At 61.2% G+C, this 14,870-nt stretch carries 11 protein-coding genes and 1 pseudogene; 4 read left to right on the forward strand and 8 right to left on the reverse strand.

Annotated elements, in window-relative coordinates:
• Positions 1 to 117: 117 nt before the first annotated feature.
• The 3 genes and pseudogenes from FX982_RS16740 (at position 118) to FX982_RS16750 (ending at position 2,982) form a co-directional block, all read left to right on the forward strand.
• Positions 118 to 1,209: pseudogene (locus FX982_RS16740) on the forward strand (ABC transporter substrate-binding protein).
• Positions 1,196 to 2,194 carry an ABC transporter permease gene (locus tag FX982_RS16745; RefSeq protein ID WP_172611703.1) on the forward strand — a complete coding sequence of 333 codons (999 nt, stop codon included), beginning with the start codon at positions 1,196 to 1,198 and terminating at the stop codon, positions 2,192 to 2,194. Before FX982_RS16740 ends, FX982_RS16745 begins: the two are co-directional and overlap by 14 nt.
• A complete protein-coding gene (locus FX982_RS16750; RefSeq protein ID WP_172611704.1) occupies positions 2,188 to 2,982 on the forward strand; it encodes an ABC transporter ATP-binding protein in 795 nt (264 codons plus the stop codon). Before FX982_RS16745 ends, FX982_RS16750 begins: the two co-directional genes overlap by 7 nt.
• Positions 2,983 to 3,060: 78 nt before the next feature.
• Here the strand turns inward: FX982_RS16750 and dacB are convergent, their stop codons facing one another.
• The 3 genes from dacB to FX982_RS16765 form a co-directional block, all read right to left on the reverse strand.
• Positions 3,061 to 4,527 (reverse strand): D-alanyl-D-alanine carboxypeptidase/D-alanyl-D-alanine endopeptidase, encoded by a 1,467-nt coding sequence (gene dacB / locus FX982_RS16755; protein WP_122624197.1) that lies wholly within the window; start codon positions 4,525 to 4,527, stop codon positions 3,061 to 3,063.
• 385 nt (positions 4,528 to 4,912) lie between these two features.
• Positions 4,913 to 5,257: a YggL family protein gene (locus FX982_RS16760; RefSeq protein ID WP_065988787.1), complete on the reverse strand. Its 345-nt coding sequence runs from the start codon at positions 5,255 to 5,257 to the stop codon at positions 4,913 to 4,915.
• Between the two features lie 156 nt (positions 5,258 to 5,413).
• The gene (locus FX982_RS16765) at positions 5,414 to 6,598 is read right to left on the reverse strand and encodes an MFS transporter (RefSeq protein ID WP_122538179.1); all 1,185 of its coding nucleotides are present in this window, start codon (positions 6,596 to 6,598) and stop codon (positions 5,414 to 5,416) included.
• 106 nt (positions 6,599 to 6,704) lie between these two features.
• On the opposite strand from FX982_RS16765, the gene FX982_RS16770 reads away from it, so the two are divergent.
• On the forward strand, positions 6,705 to 7,646 hold the full coding sequence (locus tag FX982_RS16770) for a LysR substrate-binding domain-containing protein (RefSeq protein WP_122538683.1): 942 nt from the start codon (positions 6,705 to 6,707) through the stop codon (positions 7,644 to 7,646).
• A 21-nt stretch (positions 7,647 to 7,667) separates the two neighbouring features.
• Here FX982_RS16770 and FX982_RS16775 read toward each other — a convergent pair whose 3' ends face one another.
• The 5 genes from FX982_RS16775 to FX982_RS16795 form a co-directional block, all read right to left on the reverse strand.
• Entirely contained in the window at positions 7,668 to 8,120 is a 453-nt protein-coding gene (locus tag FX982_RS16775; protein ID WP_172611705.1) for a GNAT family N-acetyltransferase, read from the reverse strand.
• A gap of 11 nt (positions 8,121 to 8,131) precedes the next feature.
• On the reverse strand, positions 8,132 to 11,818 hold the full coding sequence (locus FX982_RS16780; protein ID WP_172611706.1) for a transporter substrate-binding domain-containing protein: 3,687 nt from the start codon (positions 11,816 to 11,818) through the stop codon (positions 8,132 to 8,134).
• An 8-nt stretch (positions 11,819 to 11,826) separates the two neighbouring features.
• Entirely contained in the window at positions 11,827 to 12,453 is a 627-nt protein-coding gene (locus tag FX982_RS16785) for a response regulator transcription factor (protein WP_122624200.1), read from the reverse strand.
• Positions 12,454 to 12,816: 363 nt separating this feature from the next.
• Positions 12,817 to 13,206: a response regulator gene (locus FX982_RS16790; RefSeq protein WP_172611707.1), complete on the reverse strand. Its 390-nt coding sequence runs from the start codon at positions 13,204 to 13,206 to the stop codon at positions 12,817 to 12,819.
• A gap of 309 nt (positions 13,207 to 13,515) precedes the next feature.
• Positions 13,516 to 14,847 carry a deoxyguanosinetriphosphate triphosphohydrolase gene (locus FX982_RS16795; protein ID WP_122538188.1) on the reverse strand — a complete coding sequence of 444 codons (1,332 nt, stop codon included), beginning with the start codon at positions 14,845 to 14,847 and terminating at the stop codon, positions 13,516 to 13,518.
• Positions 14,848 to 14,870: the final 23 nt, after the last annotated feature.

Below are 14,870 nucleotides of genomic sequence, written 5' to 3' on the forward strand. Positions count from 1 at the left end.
ATTTAATTAATTAAAAGGTCGGTGCTAATGTTTTAAGCAGTCGGCGAAACCCCAGGATTTGGTTATTAAAATTCTTGTTCGGCGACGACCATTTCACTCACCGGGTAAGGGAACACCATGGCCGTTTTCGATCAACTGAGCCGTCGGCGGGTGCTGGGCCTTGCCGGCGCCGCGCTGGCGTCACCACTTCTGCTGTCATTGCCGCGCGGCGTCTGGGCTGCCGACGAACACGCAGAGCATGCCGGGCATGGCACCGACGCCAGTGGCGGGGCCATAGAGCCCGCGGGCACGGGGGAGTTCATCAAGCTCGATCAGCCCAGGGCACTGAAGCTCGCGATCAACTTGAACGCCGTGTGCCTGGCCCCCGTGGTCATCGCCCACGGGCAGGGCTTTTTCAAGAAGCACAATCTGGACGTCGAGCTGGTCAATTTCGGGAATTCAACAGAGGTGCTGCTGGAAGCCATCGCAACGGGGAAGGCCGACGCCGGGATCGGCATGGCATTGCGATGGCTGAAAGCGCTGGAGCAAGGTTTTGATGTCAAGTTGACGGCCGGAACCCACGGCGGTTGCCTGCGTTTGCTCACGGCGGCCAGTGGCAACGTGAAGACCCTCGAAGACCTCAAAGGCAAGGCCATCGGCGTGACCGACATGGCCAGCCCTGACCGCAACTTCTTTTCCATCCTGCTCAAGAAACATGGCGTCGACCCGGTGCGCGACGTCGAGTAGCGCCTGTATCCGGCCGACCTGCTGGGCACGGCCCTGGAGCGCGGGGAGGTGCAGGCGGTCAGCGGCAGCGACCCGTTCATGTACCGATTGATCAACGCCGGCAAGGCCCGCGAGCTGTCGTCCAACCTGGTGGAGGACTACGCCAACCTGAGCTGCTGCGTGGTGGGCGTGACCGGCAAACTGGCGCGGGACGACAGACGCGTGGTGGCCGCGCTGACGCAGGCGATTCTTGAAGCCCACGATTACTCGGTCAAGCATCCGGAGGAGGTGGCCAAGGGATTCCAGGCGTATGCGCTGAACACCACGACCGAGGAAGTTGTCGCCATCCTTCACGATCATACCCATGGCCACCACGCCGTCGGCGCGGCGTTGACTGCGGAGATCGCCACCTACGTGCGTGATCTGAAAACCGTCGAGGTCATCCGTCAAAGCACCGATGCCAATGCCTTTGCTGCGGAGATTACGGCCGATGTCTTCAGTTGATCTGGTTGTTGACCTCGAACGGTCGAAACTCCCTGCAAGAATATTTTGGCTGCAGGGTGTGGTGGCGGCTGTGGTCTGGTTCGTGGCGGCGCTGTTGATCGTGTATCTGCCCAACGCCACTCGTCTCTGGCCGATGACCCAGGGCCTGGCGAATCTGTGCCTGATCATGACCGGGCTGATCCTGTTGGCGGTGGTGACGGGGCGCTGGTCTCGGCGCGTTGTCACGCGTACGCACACACTCGGGCCCTGGCTGATCGCGCTGCCGATTCTGCTCACGATCTGGGAGCTGCTTACCGCTAAATTCGGCGTGTTGCCGGTGCCGTTTTTCGCGCCGCCCCAGGCGTTACTGGACGTCTATGTCGAAGACTGGCCGCGCCTGGCCGACAGTCTGTTTCATTCGGCCATTCTGTTGGGGAGCGGTGTTGCAGTGGGTGCGCTGACGGGGTTCATCGCCGGCGTCGCCATCGGCTGGTCGCGCAGCATCGGCTACTGGCTGCACCCGGTGTTGAGAATTCTCGGCCCGGTCCCGTCCACCGCGTTGTTGCCGCTGTGCTTCTTCCTGTTTCCCAGCAGCTGGAGCGCCAGTGTGTTTCTCATTGCTCTGGCGACCTGGTTCCCGGTGACGGTGCTGACCTGGTCAGGGGTGTCGAGTGTGGACAAGGCCTACTACGACGTGGCCCGTACCTTGGGTGCAAAGCAGGGGTTTCTGATTTTCAAGGTGGCGATTCCAGCAGCGCTGCCTCACGTTTTCGTCGGCTTGTTCATGGGCCTCGGCGCCTCGTTCTCGACGTTGGTAGTGGCCGAAATGATGGGCGTGAAGTCCGGCATCGGCTGGTACCTGCAATGGGCCCAAGGCTGGGCGGCGTACGCGAACATGTACGCGGCGTTGTTGATCATGGCGCTGGCCTGTTCAGGTCTTATCTCGGCGCTGTTTCTGATTCGTGACCGTCTGCTGGCCTGGCAGGAAGGAGCAATGAAATGGTGAATGCAGCCAGAGCGGCAAGCGCAGAGCCGAGTCGTGGCCTGGCGCTGCGCATTGATAATCTGAGCCACGGTTTCTCCCTCGAAGGGCACAAATTGCCGGTGCTGGAGCGGGTGTCGCTGGAGATTGAACCGGGGGAATTTGTTGCCCTGCTGGGCCCTTCCGGTTGCGGCAAATCTACCCTCCTGCGGCTGGTCGCGGGGTTGGAAGGTGCAGACAGCGGGAGCCTTACTGCGGACGGCGCTGCGATCACCGGGCCGGATCCCACTCGGGTGATGGTGTTTCAGGACCCGACGCTCTACCCGTGGCGTCGGGTGTGGGACAACGTTGCCCTCGGGCTGGAAGCCCAGGGCCTGCTCAAAACCACCAAGGGCAAAGTTGATGAGGCGCTCGCGAAGGTCGGCTTGAGTCAATTCGCGCGGGCCTATCCGCGACAGTTGTCGGGCGGCATGGCGCAGCGAGTCGCGCTGGCCCGGGCGCTGGTCAACGAGCCGCGGCTGCTGATTCTCGATGAGCCGCTGGGCAAGCTTGATTCGCTGACCCGGATCGCCATGCAGCAGGAGTTGATCGATCTGTGGCAGCGCCAGGGTTACACGGCGCTGCTGGTCACCCACGATGTCGAAGAGGCATTGCTGGTCGCCAACCGCGTCATTGTCTTCAGCGACCGGCCCGCGCAGATCAAGGCCGAACTGACCATTGATCGTGCCTATCCACGGCACCGTGACGACCCGTATCTGGTCGACCTGCGCAAGCAGATTCTCGGTTTGTTGGGGTTGGGCCAGAGCTGGTAGGCAGAACGGCTATGCAAGGGTTGGCGGCCGGGCTGTGGGCATGTCGTCGAACGATTTCGCACAGCCCGGCGCAGGCCATTACTGCTGAAGCGAAATGGACGTGTTTGCCAGTTTTGGCTGGTTGTACAGGCTGACCAGCACTTCATCCAGTACCGAAGACGCACCCCACGGACGCGGGTCGTTGAGGATCGCGACCACCACCCAGGTGTTACCGTTGCTGTCACGGCTGAATCCGGAAATAGCCCGTACGGTGTTCAAGGTGCCGGTTTTGATGTGGGCTTCACCGCGCAGCGCCGTACGTTTCAGCCGTTTGCGCATCGTGCCGTCCATGCCCGCCAGCGGCAGCGAACTCATGAACTCGGCTTGAAACGGGCTGTTCCACGCGGCCTGGAGCATCTGCGCCATTTCCCGCGCGCTGACCCGTTCGGCGCGGGACAGGCCTGAACCGTTTTCCATCACCAGGTGCGTCGCGATGATGCCTTTCTTCGCCAGCCATTGGCGCACGACACGCTGTGCGGCCTTGGCGTCGTCACCGTCTGCCTCGTTACGGAACTCCGACCCCAGGCTCAGGAACAGTTGCTGGGCCATGGTGTTGTTACTGAATTTGTTGATGTCGCGGATGATTTCCGCCAGGTCCGGCGAAAAGGCCTTGGCCAGCAGCTTGGCGCTGCCTGGCGTCACGTCCAGACGGTCTTTGCCGAGAATCGTCCCGCCCAGTTCCTGCCAGATGGCGCGCACGGCGCCGGCGGTGTAGGTCGGGTGGTCGAGCAGCGACAGATACGTCTGGGAATTACAGCCGTCGCCCAACTGACCGGACACCGTGACGGTGATGCCGCCATCGGCTGCCGGCACCGGGTTGTACAGCACGTCACCGGTGCACTTGCTGGACGACAGCGCCTTCACCTGGTTGTTGATGTGGATGGCGGCGATGGGCGGCTCCACCGAAACCAGAATCCTGCCGCCGTCGTTGCGGGTGACGAAACGCAGGGCCTTGAGGTTGACCATCAAGGAGTCGGGGCGCACCAGGAACGGCTTGTTCTTGTCGTTGCCGTCGTCGTCGAACACGGGCAGTTGCGGTTGCACGAAATGGCTGCGATCCAGCACCAGATCGCCGGTCACCTGCTGCACGCCGTTGGCCCGCAGATCGCGCATCAGCAGCCACAGGCGTTCCATGTTCAGCTTGGGATCGCCGCCGCCCTTGAGGTACAGGTTGCCACGCAGAACGCCGTTGCTGAGGGTGCCGTCGGTATAAAACTCGGTTTTCCATTGGTGGGTCGGGCCGAGCATTTCCAAAGCGGCGTAGGTGGTCACCAGCTTCATGGTCGAGGCCGGGTTGACCGACACGTCAGCGTTGAAAACCGTAGGGGTGCCGGGGCCGCTGACCGGCAGCATCACCAGCGACAGCGCATCGTTCTGCAGCTTGCTGGCTTTGAGTGCTTCCTGAACCTTGGGCGGCAGGGCGGTGTTGATAGGGGCGGCGGCGATGGAGAACGAGAGGGGCAAAAGCAGGGTGGCGATAAATAGCGGACGCAAAGACTTGATCATTCAATAAACCCTACTGCAGCAAATGCGGAGATGAAGAGGGGGTGAATTCCCTCGCACGGTGAACGAACCACCAGAAATGCCCGATGGCAGGGCGTGACACTGGCGTTTCGGTAAAGCGGCATTATGCCCCAAGCTTTCGTGACTTGCGCCGGGGCACTGCCGTCAAACGGCGCTATTTTTTGCGCTTGTTCCTTCAAAGTCACGTTAAAACGTGATTTTTACGGTTGGGCCGGACGCTAAACGATACTCGGCGGTGTAATTCCGCAGATCTGGCTGAGGTTTGCTGGGGCGAGAAACGCCAAACCTTGAATTTCAGACACAAAAAAACCATCCCTGAGGATGGCTTTTTGAGGGTATCAGCTTGGCGGGAAGGCCCGCCCGCTGATCAGACAGCCGCGTTGATCGGCTTTTCCGGGTACCAGGCGTCCTGCAGAGGGCTGACTTCAACTTCAGTCAGCTCGCTACGGCCTTTGAGCCATGCTTCGACAGCAGCACGTTGCTCTTCGCTGACCGAACCACGGTTCGCCAGGCAAACCAGGCCGAAATCGTCGCCGCCGACGTAGTCCAGACCGTTAGCGTCCATGGCCTCGGTCAGGAAAGCGTCGAGGAAGGCGTCGATGGCCTCGTCATCCAGGTCTTCTTTGAAGCCCAGCTTCAGCTCGAAGCCCAATTCCTGGAACTCGTCGACACAGAGTTTTTTGCGCAGACGGCGGGAGCGGTTAGTGGCCATGAAGCGTTCCTCTTAAGTAATTTCGGGGCGCAGTCTACCAGCTTCGTCCTGACGGTGCCTGCTTCGTCGCTGCCCGGGATGAACGACGATAATCCGAGAAAGGGGACAGATTAATTCACGATGAAGCGTGTCAACGAATCAGTCCCCTATCAGCACTCAGCGTTTGCGCATCATCAGCAGCGCAACCACAATCGCCAGGGCCGCAATCCCGGTCGCAATCCATCCCAACGACCCGAGTCCGAGGTGTCCAATCCCCAGGCCGCCAAAAATCGCACCCAGACCGATCCCGGCGTTCGCCGCCGAGATGTTCATGGTAGCGGCCAATGCCTGTGCCTTGGCGCCGGCTTGCATGACCCGCACCTGGCACACCGGGAACAGCGCGGTGTACGCGACGCCCCACAGTACCAGCGCGGCAATCAGCCAAACGTGGTTGGTGGCAAGGGGAATGGCTGCGGCCATGCCGACACTCAAGATCACCAAAAACAGGACCATGGCCCCCAGCGGGCTGCGATCAACCAACGCGCCGCCCCATTGGTTGCCGATCATGCCCACGGCGCCGAAGCCCATCAGCCACCAGCCCACTTGATTGGTCGGAACGTCAGCTAGGGTCTGGAGGATATCGGCCAGGTAGGTGTAGGCCGTGAACATGGCGGTGAACGCCAGCACTGACAGCAACACGTGGGCGAGAAAGCGCGGCTGTTTCAGGATGTCAGTCTGCTTTGCGCCGTGCTTGGCAGGCGAGGAAGGCAAGGTGGGCATGCACAGTTGCATCAGGATGGCGATCACCAGCGAGATGACGGCCAACACCCAGAAGCTGCCGCGCCAGCCGAGGGTGTCGGCGGCGACGGTGCCCAACGGCACGCCGAATACGAGGGCGGCGGAGATGCCCAGGTACACCCGCGACACGGCCTGACCCGATTTGCCGGGCGCTGCCAGCTGCCCGGCGGTTTCGCTGGCGGTGCCCCAGAAGACGGGCAAACCGAGCGCCGGGATGAAGCGGGCGAGGGCCATGACCCAGATGTTGGTGGAAAGCGCTGCCAGCACGTTGGAGGCCGCGAACACCAGCAGGATGATGGTGAACAGTTTTTTGCGTTCCACACCGGCGAGTTTTGCGGTGAGGAACGGCCCGAACAACATCACGGTAAAGGCGAACAGTGTCACCACCTGGCCAGCGACGGCGATGGATACGCCGAGGTCTTTGGCCATGGCTGGAAGCAGTCCGACGATCAGGAATTCGGTAGTGACGATGATGAAAGCAGCGACCGCCATGATCAGGATCTGAACCCCTGATCGAGAGGTGGCATCCGGCGCGGACGCCGTTGCGGAGTGTGTAGGTTGCATAAAGGAAGCTCCAAGAGACGTAGCCATAGCCTATTGGAGATTTGCGTTCTCATCCGCGACATAAATGACTTACTATCGCGAATTCAGTTCATTAGTGGTGATCGCAATGTTCTCATCCGAGCGGCTCAAGGGCATTGACGTGTTTGTGGCCGTGGCCGATTTCGGCAGCTTCGCCAGCGCCGCGCTGAAGCTGAACCTGACGCCGTCGGCGGTCAGCAAAAGCATCGCCCGGCTGGAGCAGCGATTGGGCCAGCGCCTGTTCAATCGCACCACACGCCGCTTGGCCCTCACCGAGGCCGGTGTGAAGTTCTACGCCACCTGCAGCGGCGTGCTGGCTGACCTCGAAGAAGCTGAATTGGCGCTCGCGTCGGAGCGGCATGAACCCCATGGGCGGGTTCGAATTGATTTGCCCGCCTCTTACGGGCGCCTCCATGTGTTGCCGCTGATTCTCAATTTCGTCAGGGAGTACCCGCTGCTGCAACCGCACATTTCCTTCTCCGACCGGTTCATCGATCCGGTGCATGAAGGCATCGATATTGTGGTGAGGATCGGCGGACGCGATGCCTGGGCGGCGGGGCTGGGGCATCGGTTCATTGGCGCCCAGCGACTGGTGTTCTGTGCCGCACCGAGTTACATCGCCGAACACGGTCGGCCTGAAACTGACGCTGATCTCGAGGATCATCATTGCATCGCCTACGGCCAGTCCGACGGGCAGGTCCAACCTTGGTACTTTCGCGGGCGCGTGCCGGGGGACCAGGAGCGGCGGGTCATTCATCCGCGCATTGCGGTGGGGGACGGCGAGGGTGAAGTGTCGGCCACGCTGGCCGGGCATGGCATCGCACAGTTGCCAACCTGGCTGGTGCAAACCCATCTCAACGAAGGGCGGCTGGTGGAAGTGCTGCCGGAACTCGCCACCGACGGACTGCCCATGAACCTGGTCTGGTTGAAAACCAGGGAGGCGCTGCCGAAGGTGAGCATTTTACTGAAATACCTGAGCGAGCACTTGGCGCCGTACGGCAGCGTTGATTCTGCTACCGCGCCGGCGTGACCGCCGACGCATGCTGGCAGCCTAGAAATCCTTGCCCATGGTCACTTCACTGACAGCGAGCCCCGACGTCTCGTACAGCTTGCGCGCCCCATGGTTGTCAGCGAAGACATTCAACTCCAGGCGCCGAATGCCGCGCTCGATGCCCCACGATTCGACGGCGCGCAGTGCTTGCCGGCCCAGGCCCTGACGTCTGAAGGCTTGATGAATCTCCAGGTCATAGATGAACAGTTTGGCCGGCAACGGATGATCCTCCACCACGCCTAGCCACAGGCTGCCCACCTCAACGCCTTCATCGGTGCATAAGCAGTAGAAGTAATGCCCCTCTGTCTCCAGGCCATCCGCCACCAGGTCATTGAAGTCAGCGCTGGCGCTTTCGAAGGCCAGCACTTCAGGCAGCCCGTAGGTGCGAACAATATCCCTGGCATACCCGGCGACCGAACGGGCAGCAAATGCTCGAAAATCGGCAGCGCTCATTGGAATCAGCCTCATGCCAGCGGCCTCGCCTTTGGCGCGGGGGTCTTCCCACGATAAGCCACCAGTGCCTGCTCCAGGACTCCCATCGCTGCATCAAGTGCTGACTGCCGTTCGCCGAGAGTGGCGTCCGGTGCTTCGGCTTCACAGGCAGCTTCCAGCGCTTCGCACGCTTCGATGGCAGCCGTCGCGGAAATAATATTCGCCGCGCCGCGGACCTTGTGCCCGATGTCTTTCAACTGCTCCGGGAGCGTGCTGGCATTCAGCTCGGCGCGATCCTGGCGAATGCTGTCGATAAGTTGATCGAGCAGCCGCGCATTCATGTCGGCCCTGCCACCGGTCAGCGCTTCGATGGTGAGCGGGTCGAACACTTCCTGCGGCGGTTTAGCGGTCCCAGTCGCCACCGTAATCACCGCGCCTTGCGTCGACGCAGCCCGCAGCGGCATGACTTTGCTGAGGCGGTCGTTCAGTGCCGTCAGGCTGATGGGTTTGAACAGGCAGTCATCCATTCCGGCATCCTGGCAGCGTTGCTTTTCCTCCGGCTGGGCATTGGCGGTGTAGCCCAGCACGGTGCAGCGCGGACGTGCCTCGCTTTGCTCCAGCTGGCGGAGCGCCCGGGTCAGGTCGTAGCCGTTCATGACCGGCATGTTGCAGTCGGCGATGACCAGATCGAATCGCTCAGCCTGCCACCGCTCCAGGGCTTCGGCGCCTTGTACCGCCATGTCGCAGCGATGCCCGAGAAAGCACAGTTGCTCGAATAGCAACAAACGGTTCGCCGGGTGATCGTCGACGATCAGGATGTGCAACTGGGCTGACGCGTGCGGCGGCGCTTCACGGGCGATGCTTTTAGCATCCAGCGGCTCGAGGGTGGTGAACTCGAAGCTCATCTCGATCCGCGTGCCATCCCCGGGACGGCTGCTCAACGTCAGGTGTCCGCCCATCATTTCGCACAGGCTGCGACAGATCACCAGGCCAAGGCCGGCGCCGGTTCGCGCCAGTTGCCCTGACTGGTCCACCTGGGCAAAGGGCGCAAACAGCCGCTGTTGGTCCTGCTCGGTGATCCCGATGCCGCTGTCGTGAATCACCACCTGCACGCGCATTTGCTGCGGGTTGCGGCCGGCTTCAGTCTGGAGGGTGATCTTGACCTGACCCAGTTCGGTGAACTTGATGGCATTGCTGATGAGATTGGAGAGAATCTGCTTGAAGCGCAGCGGGTCGATCAGCACATCCGTGTTGGTCCGCGCGTCCAGATCCAGCGCCAGCGTGAGGCTTTTTTGCCGGGCCAGCCCGTCGAACACCCGCACCACGGATTCGACCAGCTGGCGCAGGTTGGCGCGCTCGGGACTCAGGCTCAAACGGCCTGACTCAATGCGGGCGATGTCGAGAATGTCGCCGATCAGCTCCAGCAGATCCTTCGCCGAGCTGTAGGCCACTTCGATGGCCGGGCGGTCCAGGTGGCCGTGGTCGGCGCGCTTCAGGGCCAGTTCGAGCATGCCGATGACCGCGTTCATGGGCGTGCGGATCTCGTGGCTCATGGTTGCCAGGAAGGTGCTTTTCGCGCGGTTGGCATCATCGGCGAGGTCCTTGGCCGTCTGCAGTTGCTCGATCAATTGCCGCCGTTCGCTGATGTCGATCCAGCCGCCGATGATGCCTTGCACTTTGCCGAGGGAGTCGCGGAACGGCAGGATCCAGTGGTAGATCGTCAACTCGCGACCGCCGATGTGCAGCGAGCGGTCGAGAATCAGCGGTTCGTTTTCGGCCATGACACGGTTGTAATCCTCGACGTAGCCCAGGGCCTCTTCGGTGTCGCTCAGCACACCGTCGAGAATGCTTTGTCCGATCACGTCCTCGCGGCGAGCGGCAAACGCGGCGAGGTAACTCTCGTTGCACATTTGCAGCAGGCCGTCGCGGTCGCGGACATAGATGGGATGCGGCGTGCCGTTCACCAGCGCGCTCATGAATTCGAACTGATCGTTGAGCGCCCGCTCGGCGCGCTCGCGCTGTTTGATCTGCCGACGCATCCAGGCATTCCAGGCCAGCGAGCCCAGCAGCAACAGGCTGGCGCCGCCGATGATCTGGTAGATCAACAATTGGTAGTCGTGCCAGGCGCCGCTGCTCGGCGGCGTGTAGGTGCGCCAGCGGTTGTTGATGGCCGCCAGGTCCTCCGGGGCGATGCTCGACAGCGCCTTGTCGAGGATCGAGGTCAGCTCGGTCGCGTTGCGTGACGTGGCCATGGCGATGCGTGCCGGTTCCTGCCCGACCGTCACGCGCATCTGCAGCGTGTCGTTCAGCGCCCGGGAGGAAAGGAAATAACTGGCGCTGAACAATGAGGTGATGGCGCCCTCTGTCCGGCCGTGGGCGAGCAGGTCCAAGGCTTGCGCCGGGTTGTCGACCTCCACCGGATAAATGCCGGGGTGCCGTTCGCGCAGGAAGGGCAGGATCGGGCTGCTAAGGGCCAGCGCCACGCGCTTGCCGTCCAGTTGATCGAGATTGGAGGGCGCCGAGGTTTCCTTGCGCGTGACCAGTACGAACACGTTGTCCATATAGGGCCGGCTGAAATTGAAGCGATTCTGCCGCTCCTCGCTGGGGATCATCGCGCCGATCAGGTCGGCCTGGCCCTGGCTCAGCTGGTTGGTCATGTCGTTCATGCTGGCGGCGTGGCTCACCTGGAAGCTGAGCCCGGTGCGCAGACGAATGAGTTCGAGCAAATCGGCGGTGACGCCGCTGAAATTGCCGGCCCCGTCAAAAAAGGTCAGCGGTGCATAGGCCTCGTTGAACACTACGCGAACGGTCGGATGCTGAGCGATCCAGCGTTCTTCCCGCTGATTGAGCTGCAGCTTCTGGTCGGTGAGCATCAGGTCACTGCCAGCGCCCCAGCGTTTGGAAATGGCGATGCGCTCTTCAACCGGAATGCCTTTGAGCACCCGGTTGACGATGTCCAGCAGCATGGGGTTGGTAGCCTCTACGGCGAAGCTGAAACCGTTCGCCTCATGCTTGCCGAAATTGGCCATCTGCACGTTGTTCAGATAGCCCTTGTTGATCACGTAATGGGTGGAAATCGTGTCGCCCAGAAACACGTCAGCCTGGTTGAATGCCACGGCGTTGATCGCGCTCTGGAAAGAGGGGAAAGTCTGCAGGCGCGCCTTGGGATAGAGCGCGGCGATTTCGTCGGGGGGCAGGTAGTGATAAGCCATGCTCAGGCGCAAACCGTTGAGGTCGCCGTTCAGTGGCCGCGCCTCTCCGGCGCGGGTGACCAGCACGGGCTGGTCAACGGCGTAAGGCGTGGACAGCATGATCCCGCGCGACGCCGCCTCGTAGCCATTGGCGCTGCCCAGCAGGTCGATTTCGCCCCTGCTCAGCGCCTGAATCGCTTCGTCGCGGCTGGCAAAACGCAGTACCTTCACCGGCAGGTCAAGCACGCGTCCGAGGATGCCGACGTAATCGGCGGTAAAGCCTTCGTAGTCGCGCCCGGTCAGGGTCATGTCGAACGGCGGATAGTCTGGCGCGGAGGTGCCGACCACCAGCTCGCGCTTGTTGCGCACCCATTGCCACTGGGCGCGGTCCAGCGTCACGTCCATGTGCGCCGGGTTGGAGCGGCTCAGCAGCGTGTAGCGTTCGGGCGTCAGCGGGCCTGCCTGGGTATCGAAGCCAAGGCAGACAATGACGGCTGCTATGCAATAGTCCTTTAACGCCTTTGGCATCCTGTCTCTCACACTAGCGAATTGCGTTTTGCCATCTCGATAAGTTCTACCAGAGTCTTGGCCTTGAGTTTTTGCATTAAACGGGTTTTGTAAGTGCTGACCGTTTTGTTGCTGAGAAACATACCCTTGGCTATTTCCTTGTTTGTCCGCCCTTGGGCAAACAGTTGCAACACCATCAGTTCGCGGTCATTGACGAGTTTGAAGCGCTCAAGCTCGTTGGGGTCACCTTCTTTTTTGATCGTCGCGGCAAGGGCCTGACTGGGAAAGTAATTGTAGCCGGATAATACGGCCTTCACCGAGCTGACAAGTTCGCTGAGGTCTTCCTGCTTGCACACATAACCCGAGGCGCCCGACTGCATGCAACGGATGGCGAACAGGCTCGGCGCCTGGGCGGTCAGTACGAGAATCTTGGAGGGCAGGTTCATGGCGTTGAAGCGGGCGAGTACTTCGAGCCCGTCCAGCTTGGGGATACTGATGTCGAGAATGATCAGGTCGGGCATGCATTCGCGGACCATCTGCATCGCGTCGACGCCGTTGTCGGTCTCTCCGACCACCTCGTAATTTTCGTTTTCCAGGAGCATACGTATGGCCATTCGTATGACCGGGTGGTCGTCGATAATAAAAATTGAGTTCATGATCAGTCCATAACGGGTGGCAAGAAAGCGCGCACCTTATCCCAGATGTTCAAAGGCGCACATAAAGAGATCATGCCCGAAGGGCTATATAGGAATGTTCCTACAGAAATAAGCGTATGTGCGTACATGGATGCACACGGCGGTCATGAATGTTTAATACGTAACAGCGTTTACCGCTGATTTAACGCTATGTGAAAACGCGTGTTTATTTCGAATCGGAATAACCCTACGCATTTTCGAATCATGGACTACCTGTTTAAAGTCATCGGTTGCGCCGATAACAACAGGCCTCATGAAAAGTATACTCGGCAGCGGCCCGGCTTATTACGGGCTATGCCCGGAAAGGGTTGCACGCGGGCGATGTCAGGCGGGCGCAGAGAGCAGGCTGATCAGCTCCAGAGTGTTGAGCGGTTTGCTCAGGCATCCCAGCAGAGGCAGGCCCATCGCTCTGGCTTCGGCCTCAAGATTGGCCAGCGGATCCGCATCGAGGCCGCTGAGCAACACGGCGCGCTGGATCAATCCGCGCCGGTTCGCCGTCTGTATCAGCTCCAGGCCGCACATGCCTGGCAGACGCTGGTCGCAGAGCAGCAGGTCATAAGGCTCGGCGCTGCGCTCCATGGCGCCGAGTGCTTCGCTGGCATTGAGCGCCGGCGTGACGCGGTACAGGCCATGGTTGTTCAGCAGGATCTGCAAGGCGATCAGCTGAAACGGATGATCCTCTACCAGCAGGATTCGGAAATCTTTAGTGAACATCGGCGGTTCCAGACGTAGGGGAAGTGAGCGCCGCTGTTTGAAGGCGGGCCGGCGGCGCGCTCGCAGGGCGGGCGGTGTCTTCGGGAGGTAATGGGTCGAGTTGTCCCAAGGCTCGGAAGGCGCGGATTATTCGGCAGGGATGTACGACCAGCGATAAGGGCATTCCGACGGTTGTGTAGGAAATATCCGAAGTTGCTGTTGGATTGCCTGAAGCCCCAACGTGAAAAACCCGAATCCGGGCCCTGATTCAGGGCCGGGTTCGGGCTTTTGCCAGGGCCTTCGAAAAGGCGCGACGGCTAAAAGGCGCCGCTAGACAGGGTTGGAATGACCGGTCATTTCACGGGCCATTTCGCTGGCGTAGCTGTCGGTCATGCCGGCGATGAAATCGATGACCCTGAGAAAGGACGTGTGCAGCGGCCAGCTCGGGTCGGGTGCGTTATTGCCCAGCAGATCGAGAATCCGTCGGCTCTTGAACGACGGCTCATGCCCGCCGAACTGTTCCAGCGCCGCGCCGCAGAAGGCGTTGAGCAAAATCTCCAGCGTGGTGTAGGCACCGATTTCATGCAGCGTCTTGCGCTTGTCCTGAAAGATCTTCTTGCGCGCCATGTCCTTGGCGTTGAGCACGCAGCGCTTGGCCGGCCCGTGCATGTGTTCGACCAGATCGCCCTGCAGCGTGCCCGCCAGCAGCGCGTCCTGCTGTTCAACGAAAGCGCGCGCGGCGGCGTTGGTCAGGTGTTCGATGGCCTTGCCACGCAGAATCGCCAGCTTGCGACGGCGCGAGTCGTTGGGGCCCAGCTGGCGGTAGGTCTCCGGCAGGTCATCGCCCACCAGACCCAGCAGCAGCGACTCCACTTCGTCGTAGGTGAGCAACTCCATTTCCAGGCCGTCTTCGAGATCGATCAGCGCGTAGCAGATGTCGTCCGCAGCCTCCATCAGGTAAACCAGCGGATGACGTGCCCAGCGTTGGTCCTCGATCTGCGGAAGGCCGAGTTTGCCGGCGATCTGCTCCAGGATCGGCAGCTCGCTCTGGTAGCAGCCGAACTTGTGCTTCTTGTAGCCCAGCGAGTCGGCGTGACGGGCCGTCCACGGGTATTTCAGGTAAGTGCCGAGGGTGGCGTAGGTCAGCCGCGTGCCACCCTCGAACTGGTGGTATTCCAGTTGGGTGAGGACGCGAAAACCCTGGGCATTGCCTTCGAAATTGAGGAAGTCATTGCGCTCGACCTCGCTCATCGCGTCCAGCCAGCCACGGCCTGCCGCCTGTTTGAACCAGTTGCGAATGGCGTCTTCCCCAGAGTGTCCGAACGGCGGGTTGCCGATGTCGTGGGCCAGGCAGGCCGATTGCACGACCATGCCCAGATCGCTGGGGTCACACCAGTCGGGCAGGGCACTGCGCAGGGTCTCGCCGACGCGCATGCCTAGCGAGCGGCCGACGCAGCTGACCTCCAGCGAGTGGGTCAGGCGCGTGTGAATATGGTCATTGCTGGTGACCGGGTGAACTTGAGTCTTGCGGCCAAGCCGGCGAAAAGCACCGGAGAAGATGATCCGGTCGTGGTCCTTGTGGAAGGGACTGCGCCCCAGTTCCTCAGGGCTGTGGAGGGTCTTGCCAAGGCGCTCGCGGGTGAGCAGGGTTTGCCAATCCAAGGCCGGTACTCCGTCGAATGATT

Source organism: Pseudomonas graminis, from assembly GCF_013201545.1.
Classification (GTDB): Bacteria; Pseudomonadota; Gammaproteobacteria; order Pseudomonadales; family Pseudomonadaceae; genus Aquipseudomonas.